This window comes from Salipiger sp. PrR007, assembly GCF_010499845.1.
In the GTDB taxonomy this organism is placed as follows: domain Bacteria; phylum Pseudomonadota; class Alphaproteobacteria; order Rhodobacterales; family Rhodobacteraceae; genus Salipiger; species Salipiger pacificus_A.
On sequence record NZ_JAAGOZ010000008.1, the window covers coordinates 150,346 to 168,795 of the forward strand.

Annotated in this window: 21 protein-coding genes, 1 tRNA gene and 2 pseudogenes; 20 read left to right on the plus strand and 4 right to left on the minus strand. The window is 67.4% G+C overall.

The genetic code is table 11. The features are described 5' to 3' along the window. The first annotated feature begins 38 nt into the window (after positions 1-38). Positions 39-113, plus strand: a tRNA-Asn gene (locus G0Q01_RS01535). Between the two features lie 782 nt (positions 114-895). On the opposite strand, the gene G0Q01_RS01540 is transcribed toward G0Q01_RS01535, so the two are convergent. Continuing rightward, positions 896-1,852, minus strand: coding sequence for a helix-turn-helix domain-containing protein (locus G0Q01_RS01540; protein WP_164196894.1), 957 nt, complete (start codon positions 1,850-1,852; stop codon positions 896-898). A gap of 156 nt (positions 1,853-2,008) precedes the next feature. Here G0Q01_RS01540 and G0Q01_RS01545 point away from each other — a divergent pair, with 156 nt between their 5' ends. Next, on the plus strand, positions 2,009-3,019 hold the full coding sequence (locus G0Q01_RS01545; RefSeq protein WP_164196893.1) for a carbon-nitrogen hydrolase family protein: 1,011 nt from the start codon (positions 2,009-2,011) through the stop codon (positions 3,017-3,019). Positions 3,020-3,479: 460 nt separating this feature from the next. Here the strand turns inward: G0Q01_RS01545 and G0Q01_RS01555 are convergent. From G0Q01_RS01555 to G0Q01_RS01565, 3 genes and pseudogenes are all read right to left on the minus strand, one after another. Further along, a pseudogene (locus G0Q01_RS01555) lies at positions 3,480-4,381 on the minus strand (IS5 family transposase); the annotation flags it as partial. A 203-nt stretch (positions 4,382-4,584) separates the two neighbouring features. Continuing rightward, positions 4,585-5,340: a hypothetical protein gene (locus G0Q01_RS26705; RefSeq protein ID WP_235939445.1), complete on the minus strand. Its 756-nt coding sequence runs from the start codon at positions 5,338-5,340 to the stop codon at positions 4,585-4,587. Continuing rightward, entirely contained in the window at positions 5,337-5,822 is a 486-nt protein-coding gene (locus G0Q01_RS01565) for a hypothetical protein (protein ID WP_164196892.1), read from the minus strand. Before G0Q01_RS01565 ends, G0Q01_RS26705 begins: the two co-directional genes overlap by 4 nt. 214 nt (positions 5,823-6,036) lie before the next feature. Between G0Q01_RS01565 and G0Q01_RS01570 the strand changes: the two genes are divergently transcribed. From G0Q01_RS01570 to G0Q01_RS01655, 18 genes and pseudogenes are all read left to right on the plus strand, one after another. Next, positions 6,037-6,471: a hypothetical protein gene (locus tag G0Q01_RS01570; RefSeq protein WP_108965939.1), complete on the plus strand. Its 435-nt coding sequence runs from the start codon at positions 6,037-6,039 to the stop codon at positions 6,469-6,471. An 18-nt stretch (positions 6,472-6,489) separates the two neighbouring features. Then, the gene (gene pyp / locus G0Q01_RS01575) at positions 6,490-6,864 is read left to right on the plus strand and encodes a photoactive yellow protein (protein ID WP_095880866.1); all 375 of its coding nucleotides are present in this window, start codon (positions 6,490-6,492) and stop codon (positions 6,862-6,864) included. 646 nt (positions 6,865-7,510) lie between these two features. After that, positions 7,511-7,999 (plus strand): hypothetical protein, encoded by a 489-nt coding sequence (locus tag G0Q01_RS01580; RefSeq protein WP_164196891.1) that lies wholly within the window; start codon positions 7,511-7,513, stop codon positions 7,997-7,999. 27 nt (positions 8,000-8,026) lie between these two features. After that, on the plus strand, positions 8,027-9,196 hold the full coding sequence (pcl, locus tag G0Q01_RS01585) for a 4-coumarate--CoA ligase (protein ID WP_164196890.1): 1,170 nt from the start codon (positions 8,027-8,029) through the stop codon (positions 9,194-9,196). Between the two features lie 112 nt (positions 9,197-9,308). Next, the gene (locus tag G0Q01_RS01590) at positions 9,309-10,262 is read left to right on the plus strand and encodes an AAA family ATPase (RefSeq protein ID WP_164196889.1); all 954 of its coding nucleotides are present in this window, start codon (positions 9,309-9,311) and stop codon (positions 10,260-10,262) included. A gap of 77 nt (positions 10,263-10,339) precedes the next feature. Beyond that, complete coding sequence (locus G0Q01_RS01595; RefSeq protein ID WP_164212948.1) at positions 10,340-10,504, plus strand: hypothetical protein; 165 nt, start codon at positions 10,340-10,342, stop codon at positions 10,502-10,504. Continuing rightward, positions 10,495-10,830, plus strand: coding sequence for a gas vesicle protein GvpO (gene gvpO, locus G0Q01_RS01600; protein ID WP_164196887.1), 336 nt, complete (start codon positions 10,495-10,497; stop codon positions 10,828-10,830). The genes G0Q01_RS01595 and gvpO overlap by 10 nt, the downstream gene beginning before the upstream one ends. A 26-nt stretch (positions 10,831-10,856) precedes the next feature. Further along, positions 10,857-10,994, plus strand: a pseudogene (gene gvpJ, locus G0Q01_RS27250) (gas vesicle protein GvpJ); the annotation flags it as partial. 152 nt (positions 10,995-11,146) lie between these two features. Further along, entirely contained in the window at positions 11,147-11,647 is a 501-nt protein-coding gene (locus G0Q01_RS01610; protein ID WP_164196885.1) for an Hsp20/alpha crystallin family protein, read from the plus strand. Next, positions 11,644-12,417 (plus strand): GvpL/GvpF family gas vesicle protein, encoded by a 774-nt coding sequence (locus G0Q01_RS01615; RefSeq protein WP_164196884.1) that lies wholly within the window; start codon positions 11,644-11,646, stop codon positions 12,415-12,417. The genes G0Q01_RS01610 and G0Q01_RS01615 overlap by 4 nt, the downstream gene beginning before the upstream one ends. After that, positions 12,417-12,662 carry a gas vesicle protein GvpG gene (locus G0Q01_RS01620; protein ID WP_164196883.1) on the plus strand — a complete coding sequence of 82 codons (246 nt, stop codon included), beginning with the start codon at positions 12,417-12,419 and terminating at the stop codon, positions 12,660-12,662. Before G0Q01_RS01615 ends, G0Q01_RS01620 begins: the two co-directional genes overlap by 1 nt. Further along, on the plus strand, positions 12,659-13,570 hold the full coding sequence (locus G0Q01_RS01625) for a GvpL/GvpF family gas vesicle protein (RefSeq protein ID WP_164196882.1): 912 nt from the start codon (positions 12,659-12,661) through the stop codon (positions 13,568-13,570). The genes G0Q01_RS01620 and G0Q01_RS01625 overlap by 4 nt, the downstream gene beginning before the upstream one ends. Further along, positions 13,567-14,259, plus strand: coding sequence for a GvpL/GvpF family gas vesicle protein (locus G0Q01_RS01630; protein ID WP_164196881.1), 693 nt, complete (start codon positions 13,567-13,569; stop codon positions 14,257-14,259). Before G0Q01_RS01625 ends, G0Q01_RS01630 begins: the two co-directional genes overlap by 4 nt. After that, the gene (locus G0Q01_RS01635; RefSeq protein WP_164196880.1) at positions 14,252-14,455 is read left to right on the plus strand and encodes a gas vesicle protein; all 204 of its coding nucleotides are present in this window, start codon (positions 14,252-14,254) and stop codon (positions 14,453-14,455) included. Before G0Q01_RS01630 ends, G0Q01_RS01635 begins: the two co-directional genes overlap by 8 nt. Then, the gene (locus G0Q01_RS01640; protein WP_164196879.1) at positions 14,452-15,066 is read left to right on the plus strand and encodes a hypothetical protein; all 615 of its coding nucleotides are present in this window, start codon (positions 14,452-14,454) and stop codon (positions 15,064-15,066) included. The genes G0Q01_RS01635 and G0Q01_RS01640 overlap by 4 nt, the downstream gene beginning before the upstream one ends. Then, the gene (locus G0Q01_RS01645; protein WP_108965971.1) at positions 15,066-15,395 is read left to right on the plus strand and encodes a gas vesicle protein K; all 330 of its coding nucleotides are present in this window, start codon (positions 15,066-15,068) and stop codon (positions 15,393-15,395) included. The genes G0Q01_RS01640 and G0Q01_RS01645 overlap by 1 nt, the downstream gene beginning before the upstream one ends. Before the next feature lie 67 nt (positions 15,396-15,462). Beyond that, entirely contained in the window at positions 15,463-17,382 is a 1,920-nt protein-coding gene (locus tag G0Q01_RS01650; protein WP_164212949.1) for a chemotaxis protein CheW, read from the plus strand. Beyond that, entirely contained in the window at positions 17,379-18,293 is a 915-nt protein-coding gene (locus G0Q01_RS01655) for a hypothetical protein (RefSeq protein WP_164196877.1), read from the plus strand. The genes G0Q01_RS01650 and G0Q01_RS01655 overlap by 4 nt, the downstream gene beginning before the upstream one ends. Positions 18,294-18,450 lie beyond the last annotated feature (157 nt).

Below are 18,450 nucleotides of genomic sequence, written 5' to 3' on the forward strand. Positions count from 1 at the left end.
GGACGCCCGGAGTCGCCATTGCTAAACACCCCCCACGTTCCGGCGTAGCTCAGCGGTAGAGCAGTTGACTGTTAATCAATTGGTCGTAGGTTCGATCCCTACCGCCGGAGCCAAACTTCTCGCAAGAGCTTGAAGTTTCGGCAGAAAACCCCCGGGTCTCGGCAGAGGCCTGGGGGTTTTGCGTTTCGCTTTGCACAATGTGGTGCACAAGCGTTTGCACAAGCCTCCCGGAGCCTGCGCGGCACCTCCACCTCAGGAGGCCCAGAGTTGGCAACTGCTCAACCCCATCTCGAGCACCGCGCCACCGGCTTCGACTGGCGTCGGCGCGTCCCTGCCCGCGCCCGAAGCCGGTTCGAACCGGATTTTTTCTGATTTCCATTGCGCACTCACGTTCCCCGCGAAACCGCAGAACGGGCCCGGCGCCTGACCGCCATCAGCGGGTTCTGCTTCAACGCGGAGCCGGACGTGTCGCCCGACGTCACGACCAATATCCTGGTGACCTATGCGCGGATCGAAATTGATTTATGCGATCGCCTGCGCGCCCCGGCGGAGGCCGCCATAAACTGGAGGCGGCGTCACGCGTGTCGCTCCGCGGCGCGATCTTCCGCTGCGACCACCCCCCTGCACTGAACCCGATCCGGGCCGTCGCACCAAGATTGGCAGATGCCTGATCAAAGCCATTTCGTCCTCGCGACCGGCCGACCGCTGATGAGTCAGCCAGCCGTTCTCAAGCACTTATATCCGTCCGAAGACGTTCTCGTTCATTCAGGTGGCCGGTCGCATCCCTCCAAGCCGCTTCCGCCAGCGGCAAGAGATCTTCCGCGCGACACAGACCATATGGATCGCATCAACAGGGCACATATCATGGTCTCGGACAAACGCCCCCCTACTGGCGTCAGGACCGTGAAGCGAGCTCCGACCGGAAGTCTGACGGTGTCTGGCCGAAGCGTTTGCGGAACATGCGCGAAAAGCTCTGAAAGTTCACGATTCCACGGTGATAGGCGATCTCACTGATCGAGCGATGGGACAGCTGACTGTTGGCGAGATCTGCCGCGATCCTATTCAGCCGAGCTGTTGCGATCTCGCGGGAAATGGAACTGCCCTCGATTTGGAACAACTCGTTAAGCCGGCGCACCGAAAGCCCCGTTTCCCCTGCGACCGCCGTCCGGTCCAGATCCGGGTTGCCCAGGTGCTGAGAGATGAAGGCACGCGCCCGCAACAGGATCAGTTGATCGTAAGAATGGAGGTCGGCAACCGCAGGCTGCATCGTGGCAAATACCGCTACGAGGAGGTCCATGATCGCATTCTGGCTTTGCGCCTGCGCACAGTCCGGCGTCTCGTCCAGTGATGCCACCAATCGGGGAAGGATCTCTGCGGCCAGCTTGCCGAACCCGCTGAGCGTCGGGGCCTTGATCGCGGTCAGCGCTTCAGCACAGGGCAGGCGGTCAAGGAAATCCGCCTTCGGAAACTGAAGGACGACCTGCGAGAAATCGTCTGGCAGCGTCAGCCGGTAGCTGCTCGAACTGCAATAAAGCGCAAAATTGCCCGGCTCGAGCCGAGCCAGTCGCCCAGCCTGTTCCACGAACCCCGTCTTCTGCAGCTGCAAGCTGACGAGAAAGGTCTCTTCGCCGCTTCGGGATACATGGGTCTGGCTCCGGGTTACGGTCTGGTTGCTGCCCTTCACGTAGGATGTGGAGAGATGCGCGCGCCGCTTGAGGTCGATCTGACCGTGAAAGGACCGAGGTGTCGCCGTGGCGCAATCGAGTTCGACATAGCTATCGCAGACCGCCTCGCGCCAATAGGCGAACCGATCCGTGGGGCGTGCATCCTGCGTCGTGAATCGCTTTTCCATAACGGGATCTTAACAGAGGCCTAGCGAAACCGAAAAAAAGACCTCTCTCCTCCGCTCAAAAATACACCACCTTCCGCCCAGGTGGACACGCGCGGCGATACGAGACGTGTCTATCCTCTCTTCATAACAACAAGACGCCAACAGAGAGATAGCACCATGACCGGACCCACCAAAGTCGCTGCCGTTCAGGCCGCCCCCATCTTCATGAACCTCGATGCCAGTATCGACAAAGCCATCGGCCTGATCGAAGAGGCTGCCGCCCAAGGCGTCAAACTGATCGCCTTTCCGGAAACCTACCTGCCGGGCTATCCGTGGTATATCTGGCTCGACGCTCCGGCGATGACTATGCACAATGTGCCGGTATATGCGGCGAATTCTATCACCGAGGGCAGCCCGCAGGACAAACGGCTGGCCGAAGCCGCCCGGGCGAACAAGATCCACGTGGTCATGGGCCTGTCGTGGAACCGCAACGGCACGCTCTACATCGCGCAGTGGCACTACGGCCCCGACGGGCAGGTCATTTCCCGCCGGCGGAAGCTGAAAGCAACCCATGTCGAGCGCACGGTCTATGGCGAAGGCGATGGCAGCGACATGAAGGTTTATGACACCGACATTGGCCGCGTCGGCGCGCTGTGTTGCTGGGAACACCTGCATCCGCTGAACAAATACGCCATGTTCGCGCAAAACGAGCAGATCCATATCGGCGCCTGGCCAAGCTTCTCGGTCTACGAGGGCGGGGCCTATGCGCTCGGGCCGGAGGTGAACACATCCGCCAGCCGCATGTACGCGGTCGAGGGTCAGTGCTTTGTCATCGCCCCCTGCGCCACCGTCTCGGACGAGATGATCGAGGCGCTCTGCGACACGCCGGTGAAGCAGCAGCTGCTGAAGAAGGGGGGAGGCTATGCCCGCATCTTTGCCCCCGACGGCTCGCCCATGGGCGAAAACCTCGCCCCGGACGAAGAGGGTCTGGTGATCGCCGACATCGACCTCAACATGATCGCCATCGGCAAGGCCGCCGCCGATCCCTGTGGGCATTATTCGCGCCCGGACGTGTTCCGGCTGATGGTCAACAACAAGCCCGCTCCTGTCGTCATGGCCTTTAGCAACGAATACGCACAGCCGGTCGAGACGGCCGACAGCGAAACCGACGACGCGCTGGCCGAGTAGTCGGTCTGGCGCCCGGCTTCGGTCGGGCGCCGCAATCCTGAGCGAAGACCCGGAGCTTCTGGCTGCCTTCCCCGGTGCCAACCTTGTGGTGCGGGTTGAAGTGACCGGCTGTTTCCTTAACTGCGCGCGCTACATCCACAAACACGTCCGCGTTTCCGAAAGCCCCTATGTGCCAGATGCCGCGGGCCAGCAGCCTTTCCCGTCGTGGAAACGCATTGACATGCTGCAAGACGTCCTGCCCCCTTGGGACAAGGGCCGGACCGAAGCTGAAGGTGGCGAGATCACCTTCGACGACTATATGGGCAAGGTTATGGATGGCACGTCGTGAAGTTGGCGACGCACCCATGATCGGCCCATTTAGACGTTGCAGGTGACAGCGAAGAATGTCGCAGCCGGGCAGGCAAAACAGGTCGAAGCGCAGAGCGAGGCCAGTGTCGTCTCGGAGCCTTTCGCAACGACACTCCGCGCCCTGACGGTCGAAGTTTCGGGCGGACAGGAGTTGCCGCAAGAGCTTGATGCAGTGCATCTTGATCTCGGCGCGGCTTCGGCGGTGATAGCCGCTCCATCGTCGCCTGATCGACCGGCCAACACGCTTCATTGTCCGCAGGATTTCGTTCCGAGCGAGGGCTCCTGCGGTGTCAGGCTTGCATGGTTTGGCGTGCTTGCGGTGTGGGGTGATCGCGGCAGCTCCACGGGCGGCGATGGCGTCCTGACACTTGCGGGTATCGAAAACCCCGTCGGCAGTGACGCTGGCGATCTCCCGCACCGGCGGTATCTGGTCAAGCAGTTCGGGTAGCATCGGGGCGTCGCCGATCTCGCTGGAGGTGAACTCCGCCGCCCGGATTTCCAGCGTCTGCTCGTCGATCCCGATGTGGATCTTCCGCCAGACGCGCTGCTTGGAACCGCCATGCTTGCGGGCGTTCCCCTCGCCGTCACCCTCGACCTTGATGCCGGTGCCGTCCACTGCCCGGCAGGGCATTGCAAAGCAATGTCCCGAGAGGGGATCAGCAGGTGCAGTGGGCCGTTCGATCCAGAATAGGGAATGTTGACCTTCAGGGTCTTCTGGCACCGCGACAACGTGCTGAAGTCTGGCACGGCCCAGTCCAAGCCGATCAGTCGCTGCAGACTCTCGCCGAACCTTGTTGTCTGTCGAAGCGCCATGCCGAACAGCACCTTCATCGTCGGGCAGGTCTGGATAGAGGCATCACCATAGGCGGGATGCCGTCCGCGCTTGCCGGTCGGCGCGGCTTCCGAGGTCATGGCGGGGTCGAACCAGATCGTCAAAGAGCCGCGGCGCTTTAACGCTTCGTTGTAGCTCGGCCAGTTCCGGGCCTTCTAGGTCGGGGGTGTCGGTCTGCTCATGCAGCCCAGCTACAACTCTGTATTCACGATATAAATCTCTCACGGTATTTGTGCAAAAGAGCCTCTACGCGGCTTCCAATGCGGCGAAGGATAAGGCTCCTGCCGCGATGGCCCGGCGATGATCGCTATCACGGCGCGAGGCTTCGATCTAAGGGCAGTCAATAGCCGACGGGTCGCAGAGGCGCCCCCGAGCCGATTGGGCGTTACAGGGGCGCGAGCGGAGTCTGGCCGTCGGGCCCGCCGAGCTCGCTCTTCGCGAAATCGATCCAGTCCTGAACGTCGACGAGTTGCCCCACCAGACCCAATCCCTGCGTCAGCCTGACGGCGTCGGCTGTGGTCAGCTGCTCAAGCGAGCCGATCCCATTCGCATGAAGCAGCCATACGAGCCCGATCCCGGCGCCGGGGAGGCGATTCAATGAGCTGGCACGCAGCTCCGCCTCCGTCCAGCACAGCGTGCTGTCCGGCGCTTCGCCTGTCTCGCTGGACACATCCGCGCAGGGAGCCTCTGGCGACGTCGGCGCCATGGCCGGGGCTAGCGGGGCTTCCTGATCAGCCTGTTCCCCCGTCGACTCCGCATCGCCGGGAAGTTGCTGCGGATCCGCGTCACCCCCGGTCGGTCGCGCCTCACTGGTCTCGCCCTGGTGCTGCATGGGCTCGGCCCCTGCCCCATCCCCCGCCGCATCCCCTGCCCCATCCCCTGTCACATCGGCGGCCTCAGGCGCCTGCGATGCGGCAGCGGGCAGCGGGTCGCCCGCCTCTGAGCGCACCATGTCAGCCGTCTGACGGGAGACCAAAATCGGAAGCTCCTCTGGAAGGACTCCCTGCGGAGACCCCGCCACTGCGGCGCGCCCCGGAGAACTGCGCCGCGCGAGCCGGTCTTGGCGCAGCGACCGCAGACTGCGCCTTGCTTCGGCACGGACGGAGCGCACCCAGTCCGCGTAGGTTTCGTGATCGCTCATGCGCGCTCCTTTCGCCCGATCCCATCTCGAAGGCCGATCCACTGCGGCAGCGCCAAACCGGCAAGGCGGCGCAACCGCTCGGCCCGACGCGCCTCGCACAGCCAGGTTTCAAGCTGCTCGAGCAGCGCCCGGGCATCTTGGGGATGAGTTGCATCGCGGCGTTGCGGCCGGCACGCCGCCTCAATCCAGTCAAGGGCCGCGCCGAGATCGGCAACAACGGCCGCGTCGTCTTTCCCATCAAGCCGCAGCGATATCGCCAGCCGCCCATCGGTGCGCGCCCAGAGCGCCAGTTCGTCCGGCGGAGCCCCTGCCCCTGCCCCTGCTCCGGTGCACCAGACCGTGCGGCTGGCTTTGCGCCCCATGAAATTCAGCGGTTTGCGACCGGCCCGAGGCAGGATCACGCGCCGCGGATCACCAGCATCGGGCAGCCTGGCAGGGTCCGGGCACGCCTCGGGTGCGGTCAGGGCCTTGGCCGAGGTCATTCCTCGTCCCCTCCTTTCAATGACATGCCGGGGCGAGCCTGAGGGAAATACGCTAACCGAAAGTGAAGAAAAAAACTTTGGCGATTCTAGCAATGAAAGGGAAACCACTTAAGAATTGTTCGTTTGGAAATCCTGCACGCGTCGCTTACTCCGAAGCCACGGAAAAGTTCACGATAGAGCAGTCTACTAAGCGGCTGAAAGGAGCGTTCCGAGTATGGAAACGATTGGATACCTGAAGGAAAGCGGAGGTCGCTTCGAATTCCACTCAGATCAGTTCGGCCTTGTCGTCCGCGGAAATTATCCCGAGTGGGTTCTCGCCGCCGCAGCCGAGATCATTCGTGACAACACGAAACTCGAAGCCGACAGCCGGATGGAGGAATTGACTGCCCTGGTGGAATTCGGCGAGGCGAGCGAGATCGATATAGACGCGCATAAAGTCGACATGAAGTTCCGCTACGAGGTGCTTCCGCAATGCGTCGTGACCATGGGCACGATGGATTATCGCTGGGCGGACCAGGAGGGGCGCGAGAAGCTGACCGAGTTCGACGGTCACACGATGCGCCGGCTGCATGACATGTCCCTGACCCGCAACGACAGCTTTCTCGACGACGAGGACGGCGTGGACAAGAGCTCCGACGGAGCGGCGTGAACGAGCGAGGATCGATACATGGAAATCATTCCCTTTGGCAGCCAGGACATCGACAACATCCTGAGCCGCGAGCCCCAGCGGGCCGAATACCTTCCCTTCGGCGCCGTCCTGCTTGATCGCATGGGCAAGATCATCAAGTACAACAAGGCCGAAGGCCTGATCTCCAACCGGGTTCCCGCCGAGGTGATCGGGATGGATTTCTTCAACCAGATCGCCCCCTGCGCCAAGGGCAAGCGGTTCCACGGGGAGTTCATCAAGTTCCATCGCAGCGGCCAGGTGAACGTCATGTTCGACTATAAGTTCGCCTACAAGGGCACGGACGTGAACGTGAAGATCCACATGAAGTCGCAGCCGGACGGACAGTCCTGCTGGCTCTTCGTCAAAAGGGTCTGAGCACGGGGGCGAGCATGGTGGCCGAACAGAAATTCCTGATCCGGATCAAGCCGGAGCTGCGGCAGCTTCGCGCGAGGGCCGAGGCGGCGCCTCCGCTTCCTCTGCCGGCCGCCGCACCCGCCCGGCTTGTCCAGGGCGCCAGCCCCTCCGCGATCGTCACCGCCGGCGGCGATGCGTCCGCGAGGGCGGGAACCCGGCCGCCTCCCCGCCCGATCAGGTTGCGCAGGGATGGCCTGCGACCGCTGTGTGTCGAGGCAGTGCCCGTGCTCGTGCTCCCTCTCGAGCCAGGGCCTGGTTCGCCCGGCCGCGGCGAGGAGGGGCGCGAGGCGACCTCGGTTGGGTGTTCCGTCGGTCCGCAGGAGCGCGGGCACTTGGCGCTCTACCTCGATCCCGAGGACCGCCTCGTCGCCCACATCAGAGAGCCGCGGGACGACACCAGGCGCCCGGCCTTCCGCGCCGCCTGGATCACCAATCAGTCTGATCTTCGAGCCCTTCTTGGGACGGCCCGCCCCGACGGATGCGCCACACTGCCCGCCGGTCCGCGCGGGCCGGAAGACGCGCGACCCCGGACCCGCCCATGGGACTCCGGTCCCGACCCTGTCACTCGAGCCCGAGCAGCCGGACCCACCCGGCAAGAGGAGTAGCGATGCCCTACATGACAGACCGACAGCCGACCGACCATGTCCTGCCCCTCCACGACGCCCCGTCCGACACCCACCCCGCCGACGCATTGACCTATTGCCTGCGGCGGGTCGGGGCTCGCCCGCTCGAGTTCACCGGCGTGGAGTTGGGCATGGCGATGAGCTTCAATCCCGAGTTGCCCTGGTGGTACGAGTTCAACATCTTCCGCAGCGACTCTGGCTTCGTGGTGAGCATTAAGCGGTTCCACGTGTCAGAGGACGAGACCGACTATTGCCGGGCCTGGCACTTTTCCGATCTCGACGCCGCCATGTCTGCGCTCGAAAGCTATGACGCTGCGCAGGATGTCCCGGTGGGTCGGCACATGCCCCCGGCTGATGCGACCGCAGCCGAGTTGGCCGCCAAGGCCGTCCAGCTGCGGGCCGAGATCGCCGAGACCCGCGCGCATTTCGCCAGCCTCGTGGGCGAGTTCCTGCACGATCTGGACGAGACCTGAGGCCGGAGGGCCACGCCGGAGGGCGCCATGATCCGCCGCAACGATGCCCTGCGCTTGTGCAAGTCCGTAATCTTCGAGGAGCTTCAGCGGCTAGACCCGTCGCGCGCCCGGCGCATGCCGGCGGCGCTCTGGACGGATGAGACGCGCATCGACGAAGACGGTCTCGGCTTCGACAGCCTCTCGAGGATCGATCTCGTGTCGGCAATGACCGCAAGATTCGCGCTGCATCGCTCGGGGGTCGAGGATTACATGCTGCTGCATCCCGAGCTGGGAACCTGGGCGCAGCTTCTCGAGTCGCATTTTCAGAGCGCGGCCCCGGATCTGTCCCTGGCCTTCCACAGTTCCGGCAGCACTGGCACGCCCAAGGTCGTGCAGCACCCTCTGGAGCTCCTGGTCGAGGAAGTCGAGGCACATGCGGCACGCAGCCTTGTCGAAAGGCCCGGTCGGGTTGTCGCGCTGGTGCCGCCGCATCACATCTTCGGCTTTCTGTTCACCGTGCTCCTGCCCGCGCGGCTGGGGGTGCCGGTGCTCGATCTCGCCAGCAGGGGGCCTGGCGCGCTGTCCCGGGAGCTGCAGGACGGCGATCTGATCGTCGGCACGCCGCACATCTTCGGCCGGGTGTTGACGCTGCTTTCGGGCAAGCCCGTCGCAGCCCATGCGCTAAGCTCCACCGCCCCGGCCCCGCCGGAGCTCTGGACCGCGGTCACCCGGGCGGGCCTGGGCGCGCTGACCGAGATCTTCGGCGCCTCCGAGACGGGGGGCGTCGGGCACCGCGCCGACCCCGACGCGCCCTTCCGCCTCATGCCCTATCTCGAACCGGGCAATCCGCCACGGCGCCGGGGCGCCGCCATCGCCCTGCAGGATCACCTCCGCTGGTCGGAGGACGGACGGGCCTTCACCATTCACGGCCGCCACGACCGGAGCGTGCAGATTGCCGGTCACACTGTCTCGTTGCACGCCGTGGTCGCGGCGTTGGAGGCGCAACCCGAGGTCGCCCATGCCTGCGTCCGGCAGGACGGCGATCGACTCAAATGCTACATCGTGCCCTGCGCCGGAGCCGATGCCGCCGCGCTGGAGGAGCGGTTGCGCGCGGAGATGGCGGCGCGCCACGCGCCGGCCGCACGCCCGCTTAGCTACACATTCGGTCCGCAACTGCCGCGAGATCCCATGGGAAAGCTGGCCGACTGGCAGTCTTGAGTGCGCCATCCCGCAAAAAACTCCGCCCGCGATTAAGACCGGATTCACCACCATCGCGCTAAGACAAGACCAGAGACCGTCCCGCGTTCGATGTCGAGGAAAGGAGTTCGCCATGGCCCAGCCCGAGTGCCCTGCAGATTTCCGGCTGCCCATGCAAGAACGCCCGCTGTTCGAAGATGACGAGATCGTCTCGCTGCAGAGCCGCGCCATGGCCTACCTTGCCGCGGATGTCCCGGTGCACCTACGTGGCCCTGCCGGCATGGGAAAGACCACCCTGGCGCTGCGCATCGCCGGCCGTCTCGGGCGACCTGTCTCCTTTCTCACCGGCGATCGCTGGCTGACGCGCGAGGATCTCGTCGGCCGCGAGATCGGTCGCATCTCGCGCCAGACGGTGGATGCCTACGTCAGCCGGGTCCGGCGTACCGAGACCCAGGAGCGGACGGACTGGCAAGACGCGATCCTGGCCGACGCCATGCGCCTGGGGCACACGCTGGTCTACGACGAGTTCACCCGTGCCCCGCCGACGGCCAATGCCGTGCTTCTGCCGGTGCTCGAGGAGCGTGTCCTGGTGTTCCACGACGCCCGCGCGGGGCGGCAGCGCCTCGAGGCGCATCCCGACTTCCGCATGCTGCTGACGTCCAATCCGCACGAATATGTCGGGGTTGAGCATCCGCCGGACGCGCTGATCGACCGGGTGGTGACCTTCGATCTCGACGGCATGCCGGCCGAGACCGAAAGCGGCATCGTCGCGGCGCGCACCGGGCTCGACAGGGCCAAGGCGGCGCAGCTGGTCACGCTTGTGCGATCCCTGCGCCGGATTTTGCCCGGCACCCCCGCCTCGCTGCGCACGGCCCTGCTGCTCGGGCGCCTCCTCGCCGCCCAGAAGGTGGAGGTCGACGCGCGAGACAGCCGTTTCGTGCAGATCTGCGTCGATGTTCTGCGCAGCCGCTCAGTGCGTGGATCGGGTTCGGCCGATGGCTTCGAAGCCGCCCTGAAGACCGCGCTGGACGGGCTGCGCGCCGGCGACGCGCCCGCCTCCGACGCCCCCATGCAGGTGGCTTCATGAGACGCCCGCCCGCATGCCCTCCGCGGCGCCCGAACTCCGCTCTGCGCCGCCCGCCCCGCACCCGAACCGAAGCCGCGGTGGAACTGGTGAAGGTGGAGTTCAAGCGCGATCGCCTCCGCCGGGAGCTTGAGGCCATGAAACGCCGCGCCGGTCTTTCCGCGACCGAACTTCGCGCCCACGCGCTTCGGGCGCAGCGGCTGCTGGCCCGGCTGGCCACGCCGGAGGAGGATCCGTGGCCGTGACCGCCCGCAAGAGACCCGCCCCCCCGGCCCCGGCAACGGCCCCGGCCGCGCAAACAAGTGATCCGGGCCGCCCGATCTCCCTGCAGCAGGCGATGGACAGGGCGCGCGCCGCGCTGCAGGACATCACCCCGTTGCCGATCGAGGGCATCGCAAGTTCCGAGCGGGACCCCGGCGGATGGCGCATCGTCGCCGAGGTGCTCGAGGCACCGGCCCGCATGGGCGACAACGACCTCCTGGCTGCCTACGAACTCGCGCTTGACCCCACCGGCGAGTTGACCGGCTTCCGCCGACTGCGCCGCTACCATCGAGAGGATCGCGAAGAATGACCCACAGCAGCCATCACGGGCAGTCCATGCAGCCGGACGGGCTCGCTGACATCCTCGAGCGCATTCTCGACAAGGGCATCGTCGTCGCCGGCGATGTCTCGGTCTCGCTGGTCGGGATCGAGCTGCTGTCGATCCGGCTCAGGCTGCTGGTCGCCACCGTCGACAAGGCCAAGGAGCTGGGCATCAACTGGTGGGAAAGCGACCCCCACCTTTCGGCGGAGGCACGCCGCCTGGAGCAGGAGAACGCGGCCCTGCTTGAGCGGGTGAGCGCCCTCGAATCCCGGCTGGAGCAGCTGCCAATACCGGGAGCGCGCGCATGAGTCCCCGAAACCTCGGAACGGGTCCGGCGGACGATACCGGTCAAGAGCCGCCCTCGGACGGGTCCCCCGAGGCAGCCGCGCGGATCGAGGCGCTCGACCTGCGTCTGCGCGGGCTGATCGGCGCGTTTGCAGAGAGTTTGCAGAGGATCGGCGAGAGCCTGCCTCCGCGTTCCGAAACCGCCATTGCCGAGGTTTCGCGCAACGTCCGTCTCGGCACCCTCGCGGATTTCCTGGAAGCCTCCTCGCACCGGGACCGCAGCGTGCCGGAGCACCGCATCGTGCAAGACGCCACCGCCTGGACGCTCGAGGCGCATCTTCCCGGCGTCCCCCTGCACGAACTCCGCATCGAGGTGCATCGGGGCCGCCTGACCCTCACCTCGCCTGGGCACCAGCTCCGCTGCTCGCTTCCCCAAGACCTGCGGGAAGGCGTGCTCTGGATGCGCTTTCAAGGGGGCTGGCTGACGGTGGAAGCCTCGCGCGCGGGGACCTCGGCATGACTGCGGCCTACCTCTACGGGTTGCTGCGCTGCGACACGCTGGGCGCCCGGCTGGCCCGCCATCCGATCGACGGCGCTTTCGGCCCGGTGCAGGCCCTGGCGATGGACGGTGCGGTGCTCGCAATGACGCCGCACGACGGGCAGCCGGTGCCGCAACGCCGGCGCTATCTCATGGCGCATGCCCGCGTGCTCGAGGTGCTGATGTCTCACGGCCCGGTGCTGCCGTTCCGCTTCGGTCATGTGGTGCGCGACACCGCGCACCTCAGCGGGATGCTGCGCGCGGCAAAGGCGCAGATCACCCGGAATTTCACCCGGATCGAGGGCCATGCCGAGGTCGGTCTGCGGGTCGAGTTCGACCGCACCGCCGCGCTGCAGGCAACGCTCGCGGCCGCGCCGGGCCTTGCCCGGCAGCGTGACGCGCTGCTCGCGCGCGGCGGGGGCGGGCGCCTCGCCCAGATTGAGCTCGGGCGCCGGGTCGCCGAGGCGCTGGAGGCGCGGCGCACCGTCTGCCAGCACGCTTTGCTCCGGCGCCTCGCGCCCCTCGCCCGCGCCCATGTGCTCCATCCTCCCGAGGACGATGTGCAGGTGCTGCGTGCGGCCTTTCTCTTGCCCGAAACGGCGGTCGAGGCCTTTTCCCAGGCCGCGGACCAGGCCGCCTCGTCCTGCGATTTCGCCGGCGCGCCCCCGCACCTGCGCCTCGTTCATCCCACGCCGCCCTTCAACTTCGTCTCCTTCTCCCTGGCGGCGGAGCCGGACCCCGAGGTGGTCTGATGGGCCTCTTGCGCAAGCTTCTCTGCGTCCCGGTGACCGCGCCTTTCTCGGGCGCACTTTGGGTCACCGCGCAACTCGCGCAGGCGGCAGAGGCCGAATTCTACGACCCGGTCCGCATCCGGCGCGAGATCGAGGCGCTGGCCCGCGCGGCCGATCGCGGCGATCTCGACGAAGCAAGTTACGACGCGGAAGAAGAGGTGCTGATGGCGCGCCTGGCCGAAGCCGCGCGGCGGGGCGCGCCATGATGGCGCCGCTCGCCATCTTGCGGCGTGACGCACCGATGCCGCTGCCGGCGGGTCTCTCGGCCGAGCCCTGCGGCGCGCTCCTGCTCGTGCGCGCGCCTGACATGCCGGGTCACAGGGTGACCTTCGGCAAGGGACGCCGCGCGGTCCTGCAGCGCGCCGGACACCGCCAGGCGCAGCTTGAGTCCCTTCTGCCGCTGGGGCCGGTTCTCGCGATTCAGGCCGGATCTCGGCTCACGCGTGGCGACCTGTCCCCCTCCCAGGCGGAACTGGCCGAGTGGTGCGATCGGCTTGCCGGCCGGATCCAGTTCCAGCTGACCGCCGCCTGGGACGGCCACGCGCCGCGCCCACCGGCGCCTGCCTCGGCCGCGCTGAAATCTTGGATGGAAGAGCGGCTGTCGCACCTGGCGCGCGACAGCATCGAGCTGCCGCTTGGCGGCGGCGATACGCTGGTCAATCGAATCCTGCTCATCGACAGCAGCGACGCAGACCGGCTCGACACGCTGCTGGCAGAGATCGACGCGCGCTGCCCGGACCGGCTGCGCCTGCGGCTCGTCGGGCCGAGCCCCGCGGTGTCCTTCGCGCTCGCGTCGCTGCATCGGGTCTCCGGTACGGATGTGTGCGCCGCGGCAGCCGCGCTTGGCCTGGCCCTTCCCACACCACCAACCGGCGCGGCGCTCGCCGCATTGGCCCCCCTGCTCCCCGAGCGCCGCAGGCAGGCGCTCATGCAAGGCTGCAGCACCGAGCACAGCCGTCTTCTGGCCCGGGTCTGTGCGCTCACCCTGCCCTCGGGGCCGGTGGACGACGTGCCGATCCTCGCCGTCAGGCGCGAGGGATGCGCCGCTCCGGTCGGGCCACGCAGCCTTCCGGGGCCGAGCGCCGCGCCACGACACCAGGGGACAGGCCGATGAGGGTGCTTCAGCTGCATGGGCTGATCAGCCCGGGCGGTCCCGCCCCCGCCCCTGCCGCACCGCCGCACCGGCAGCTTCCGCTTGGCCCGGTGAGCGCCATCGTGACCGAGGGCGCCCTCGCACCGACGGAGCAATCCGCCCTCGACAGCTTGCTGGCGCATGACCGGCTGCTCTCGTGCTACCTCGTGCGGGGCCCCGTGATGCCCGTGCGTTTCGGAACCTGGTTTTCCGGCCCGCGCGCCCTGCAGGCGGCGCTGACCGAGCGTCTCGACGAATGCGCAGCCCGGCTCGAGGCGCTGCGCGGCCACGCGGAATACGCGCTGACGGTCGAGCCCGGGGAGGCGGCCCAGGCGGTCGATGCCGCGCCCTCTCCGAAGACCGGGCGGGATTTCCTGTGGCGCCGCAAACTGCGGCGAGACGCAAGGCTCGAGGCATCCGGGGCGCGGGGCCTGGCGCTGCGCACGCTCGGCCAACGCGCGGCCGAGCTCGCCGCCGAAGCCGAGCCACGCCCGGCCCGGGCGCCTCGCCTCTCGGAGCTATCGCTGCTGATGACCTCCGCGAAGGCCGCGCATCTTCGCCGGCCTCTGCCTGGCTGGGGCGCCGAACACGGCCTGGTCGCGCGCCTCGCCGGCCCTTTCCCGCCCTACAGCTTTGCCCACGTCAGCATGGAGACGCCCACCGATGTCTGATCCGTTTCTCATTTCCCCCGCCGCCGCCGCCCGCAGCGACACCCCGGCGCTGGTCGACCTCGTCGACCGGGTGCTCGACCGGGGCTGCGTCATCGAGGGCGAACTCTGGCTGACGGTGGCCGATGTCGATCTGCTCTATCTCGGGCTCAAGGCCGTCTTGACGACACCGGAGCGCCTGTCCCGGAGCGGCGGATGAGGGTGCTGGGCCTCTGCCGGGTCGAAGAGAGCGGCGCGCTGCCGCATCTGCGCGCCGGCCCGCTGGCGCTGCTGACCGCCGATGGGCCGGCGCAGGCCCGGCTCGGGCTGTGCCTGTCGGCGCATCGCGCGCTGCCCGCCTTCCTGCCGTTCGCGGTGAGGTCCGCGCCCGAACCCGGGGTCGCCCGGTCCTGGGCCGCGGCGCGCAGCAGCCTGTTGCTCGAGGTGCTGGAGCGTCTCCGGGGGCAGTCCGAGATGATCCTCACCCTGTCGCAGCCCGAGCGCCAGACCGCCGCACCCGTCAATGGCCGCGCCTATCTGCGGGCGCGGCTGGAGAGGATCGAGGCGCAGCACCGGCTCGGCACCCAACTTGCGGCTCTGGCGCCGCGGGCGCTGGGTCTGCGCGGGGACAGGGGCGCGGCGCGGGCCGAGTCGGCCTTGCTGCTGCCCGATGGCGAGATGAGGGTGCAGGCCCGGAGTCTTGCCGCCGCCTGCCCGTCCGAGCTTCGCCTCAGCCTGAGCGGACCTTGGCCCGCCTTCCTTCACGGCGCGCGGCTCTGCAAGGCGGCCGATCGGACGGGCGACGCAGCCAGCGCCAAGGAGTCCGCGTGATGTCAGACCCGTCCGCCCCCCACGATGATGCCCGCGACGACCCATTGGCCGACGCGCTGCCCGACATGACAAGGCTCCGCATCGACCCCGAGCGGGTGGAGCAGGACCTGGCGCGGCTTGTTCTGGGACTGATGGCCTTCCTGCGCCAATTGATGGAGCTGCAGGCGGTCCGCCGGATGGAGGCGGGCAGCCTGACGCCCGAGCAGGAAGAGCGGCTTGGAACAACCTTGATGCGCGCGGAAGAAGCGCTGCACCGTCTGGCGGCGCAGTTCGGCCTCTCGCCCGAGGATCTCTCGCTCGACCTCGGCGCGCTGGGGCGCACGATCTGACGGCACTTAACCCCCTGTTAGCCCTCCCCATCTAGGATCGGACTCACCGATGACGGGAGACTGGCTCTTGGCTTCTGCACACGCGAATGAGCAGGTGATCACGGCTCTGGACGATGTGTCTGCGCCCGCTGCGCCTGCGACGGTCGATGCCGCCGAAGGCCGCGCGACCCGCGACGGCGGCGCAGCCGCTCAACATGCGCCTTCAGAGCACGAGCCCCGTGCGACCCCGGTGGAGCAGCGGTCGCCCGAGCCGCCGTCCACCGGCCCCGCCTCGGACGCGGCGTCGGTCGTGGTCGCGATGGCGCAGGCCGAATTGGACCGCCTGCCCGACGAGGACGGCTCCGCCGAAGCCCCGGTGACCCACGGCGAGGAGACTGAAAGGCCGGGGGCCGAACGCTGCGAGACCGCGCTCACCGAAGGACCTGGGCTGCCACTTTCATCCCGGGCCGAGAGTCCGGAGGCTCCTGCTCCACCGCGTCCCGGTCCGTCCGAAGCCGAGCCAGCGCCGCAACCGGGGGCGGCGGCCGAACCGGCCAAGGTGGACCCGCACGCCGCGACGGACGGACCGTCCAGGCGTCAGCCGAGCGAGATCTTCGGGCTCATCGACGTAGGTGGCTGCCGCCTGGCCATTCCGGCCCAAAGTGTCCGCGAGGCAGTGCCCTTCCCCACGACCCTCAGCACGCTGGCGGCGCCCCTTCCGGGGCTGTTGGGGGCGATGGTGCTGCGCCGCGACACGATCCCGCTGGTCGATCTCGGGATCCTCCTCGGCCTCCCGTCGCCCCTATCGCCGCAGGAACGCGTTGTGGTCATTCTCATCAGCCCCGGGACCGAGCGGCTGGTCGGGCTCGTGGTCGACAGCCTCGAGGGCATGACCGCACTCGAGCCCGGGCGGATCACCCGCATGGGAATTTCCGGGCACAGCGATCTCTTGGCCGGCGCGCGCAGCTTCGTGCGGGACGGCGTGGTGGTTGGGCTTCTCGATCCGCAGCGGCTCTTCGACCTGCCCGAGCTCCCCTACGCCCTGCCGCGCGACAGGGGCGCCGCAGCCGCGGCGGGCCCGGCGCGGGATGCCCTGGCCGTCCTGCTCTGCAGCTACGCCGGCCAGGGCATTGCCTTTCCCGTGGCCGAGATCCAGGCCACCATTCCCATGCACCCCCTGTTGCCGAGCCCCATGGCCCATGCGCCCTGCGATGGCGTGATCGAACACCATGGCCGAGAAATCCCGATCCTCGACAGCCTGCATCTCTTGGGGTTCGGAGGCAACTTCTCCCGCCCCGAAAGGTCGGCCTCGGTGGCGATGCGGGTCCCTGGGGGCGGGCTGATCTGCGTCGAGATCGATCGCTTCTTCGACATCACGCATGTGCCGCGCGACGCGCTTCTCGCGCTGCCGCCGGCGATATCGCAGCGCAGTGACCTCTTCACCGGGGTCTACATGCACGGCGACGGCACGCACTTCATGGTCATCGACAGTGCGGCCCTGCTCTCGGAGGAGGTGGTGGTGCAACTCGCCGGCACGACGATTGCCGCCAGCGCCGGTACCGGCGCCGATCCCGCCATGGACCACGGTGCGCAGGGTGCGGATCCGTGCCTCATCTACCACGCGGCGCAGCGCCGGATGGGATGCCGACTGACCGACATCGTCGAGATCCTGCACCTGCCCGAAGAGCTGCTCTACGCCGAGGTCCGGCACGACGCCTACATGGGCTGCCTCCATCACCGCAGCCAGGTCATCCCGATATTTTCCGTGGCGCATGTCTTCGGCGAATTCGCCTTCTTCGAAGAGGGCAAGGCCTGCGTGCTGCTCTTCCGCATCGGTCCGAACCTGGTCGGCGCGGTGGCGGAAGGACTTCTCGAAGTGGCGCAGTGCTGCCGGGCCGGAACCGCCGCCGACAAAATGCTGCGCAAGACCGACACCGGCGAGTTCATTCCCTTTTTTGATGTCCTTCGGGACCTGCCGGTCGCCGCGATCATCGGAGGGCCGACGTGACCTGCAACGACGAGCCGACCCCACCGGAGCCGGACGACAGGCCCGAGGCTGGCTCCGCCATCGCGTTTCCCGACGTCGCGGGCCTGATCCAGGGCACAGAGGCAGAACTCAACCGGCGGTTCGACGACATGGAACTGGTGCTGATGGAATTGACCCAGCAACTGGCGAGCCCCGACCCCGAAGTGTCTCCCGACGCCCTGCCCCTCCGGTTGCAGGCGGGCTTCGAGCGGTTGGCCAAGGCGCTGGAAGAGGTCCGCTCGGACCGCGCCGAAGTGGTTGCGCGCGTCGAAACCATGCAGTCCGACCTGCTGCGCGGCTTGGAACGCCTGGGCCGCAAGGTGACCGGCAGCGCCGCAGCGCGCAGGAAGGAGCAGGCCCTGCTCACGAGGCTGGAGGAGGCGCTCGAGCTGCGCGCCCCCGCCGGACCGCCGCCAGACCAGGCCGAGCGGATCGACACGCTCGCTGCCAATGTCCAGCAGATCTCGGCCATCCTGCCAGACACGCTGGCGGAGATTCGGCGCGGGCTTGACCGGCTGAAGGGAGGACATGCGCCGGACCTCGATCCGCTGCGCGGAGAGGTCGGGCGCGGCTTCGATCGTCTGGCCAGCGCCCTTGGCAGCAGCGACAAGCGCCTCGCTGCCGAGCGCAAGGCTCTCGGCCAGTATCTGGGGGGCCTCGAGACGCTGATCCGCCGCCTCGAGGCGACCGCTCAACGACTCGAAGCCGCCTCCCCCCGACAGGCGGAGGCTGCGGACCCGGGGATGGGAGTCCGTCTCGGCCAACTTGAGACGCGGCTTCTTGGTCAGCAGGCCAGCTCTGCCGAGGCGCTACGCGACCTGACGATGATCGTCGCGGAATGGATGGCGCGGCAGGAGCGGCTGATCTCCGAAGAGCGCCGCGGCTCCGGATGAGGGGCGATGAGAATTTTAACCACATGAATTTGGGGCATTCACCCGGGATTATGGTTTCGGCGCTATCCGTCGTTCTGGGCTGTTGATTTCCACCCAGAACTGACCCGGGGTTTCCATCGAGAAGTGACCCACCTTGGATTATGCTGAGCGGGTCATG